Here is a 1,701-nt window from a genome sequence, read left to right on the forward strand (position 1 = left end):
GCGGGCGTTGACGGACTCGATCGCGTTCGTGGAGCAGATGACCTTGCGGATCTCGACGTCGAAGGCGAGGAAGGGCACGAACTCGGCCCAGGCGTCCTGCTCTGATGACAGGTGCGGGCCGGGCGCAGACTACGAAGACGTAAATGGAAACGTCGTTGTGAAGCCTGGCAACAATGACGGCTGTCATGGCTCTTGCGGCGATGACGACTGGGCGAATGCGCGGAAGCCGTCGAAGCCTAAGAGTGGAGGCAAGAAGCCGAAGCCGACGCCGACGCCGACGCCGAAGCCAACGAAGTTGGAATCGAAGAAGCCTTCGACGGCAGCATTGATTGGCGGCATTGCTGGCAAAATCTCGGAAGTTGCTGGCTTGGTCCCCGGTTTCCTGTGTGGCGTTTGTGCCGGCATCACAGCGTTCTTCGGTGTAGCATCGGCGGTGGCCTACTTCGTAGCCGCATTTAGGGATTGCTCGTGCTATTGGAGCTCTTTCATCGGTGCCGCCGGTGGAGCGCTACTCGGCATACTAGGGCTGCAAAGGCTGGGTAAATTCGGAGTTGATGGTCTAGTCAAGGCCCTCGGCGGTTCACTAGAGTATGTGGCGCGTCATGCGAAGGCCATTGGCAGCTCAGTAAAGTACATGCCCCGCCATCTGAGGTCCGTCGTACCAGCTTCTCTGGCTGTCAAAATGCAATGGGTGATGCACGGTGTCACAACCATGATCTCGACTGCCTATGGATACCTCAACACGTTGCACACGCAGGGTGTATGGGATAATAACCGGCCCTGGCGTGGACGGGCTGAGGAAGGGTCTGGTGCGGGGTTCTCATGGGAGCAGTCATGATGGCACTAGAACGACCGGCTCCGATACGCCGGCTAGATAAGCTGCCTTTCGTCTTTATGGCGATGCTAGCGGTGGCCGGGGCGTGGTCGCTGACAGCAGTAACGGATGAGAACCTCAGAGTAGTGGTCGGATCAATTCCCGTTCTGGCAACCATGATCGTGCTCTTCTATCTAGCTGGCCCGGCGGCCTATATTGCGGTGACAAAAACGCACGTCGTAGTAGCTAACCCCATGGTCAGATACGATGTGCCACGGACGATCGTCGATGGGGTTCAGGGGAATTCGCGTCTCAACATCGAGCTGCGGGTGCTGGGGCATTCCCCCATCGATATCAGTGCATTGATACCCGGCGTGGGCGGCGGACATCGGCTGACCGTGGCCCAGTACGAACGAAGGCTGAGGGCGATCCTTGAGCTCATGGAGGAAACGCCCATGGTGGCGACCACTGGCCCCGTAGTGCGTAAGTGGCGGCAGGGGCACGTACTGCTGGTGGTTGCCTGCCTGATGGGCATCATTGCATCCATCATCTACCTGGCAGCGGGCTCGCCATTCGGGCTGTAGGAGCCAGGCGATCCATATCGCCTTCGGCGCCCTGTGCTGCCCGGTCGAGCTCGGCCTCGAAGAAGGTCGACTTGAGTTCAACCCGTCGCCGCACCACCGCGATAATGAACGCGCTTCGGCGGTGAGGCGTTGGGCCTCGGCGGCGCTGCCCCCGTTGCCGGCTACCAGCAACCGGCAGGCTGCCCGCCGTCTCGGCTGCGGCCTAGTACGGGACTGTACAAATAACGGCTGATCGACCGATCAAGGGAGAGACGCCAGATGACGACCGAGACCACCGTGGGACAGCCGGCCGCTGAGCCGTCG

Annotated in this window: 2 protein-coding genes and 1 pseudogene; 1 reads left to right on the forward strand and 2 read right to left on the reverse strand. The window is 60.4% G+C overall.

Features of this window, described 5'->3' with window-relative positions:
• Positions 1 to 96, reverse strand: a pseudogene (locus AB0H28_RS30030) (transposase); the annotation flags it as partial.
• Positions 97 to 183: 87 nt separating this feature from the next.
• Positions 184 to 405, reverse strand: coding sequence for a hypothetical protein (locus AB0H28_RS30035; protein WP_358047509.1), 222 nt, complete (start codon positions 403 to 405; stop codon positions 184 to 186).
• A gap of 429 nt (positions 406 to 834) precedes the next feature.
• Between AB0H28_RS30035 and AB0H28_RS30040 the strand changes: the two genes are divergently transcribed.
• Positions 835 to 1,398 (forward strand): hypothetical protein, encoded by a 564-nt coding sequence (locus AB0H28_RS30040; RefSeq protein WP_358047512.1) that lies wholly within the window; start codon positions 835 to 837, stop codon positions 1,396 to 1,398.
• The last annotated feature ends 303 nt before the right edge of the window (positions 1,399 to 1,701 follow it).

The sequence above is a fragment of the Micromonospora sp. NPDC050980 genome (genome assembly GCF_040653835.1).
GTDB lineage: Bacteria > Actinomycetota > Actinomycetes > Mycobacteriales > Micromonosporaceae > Micromonospora.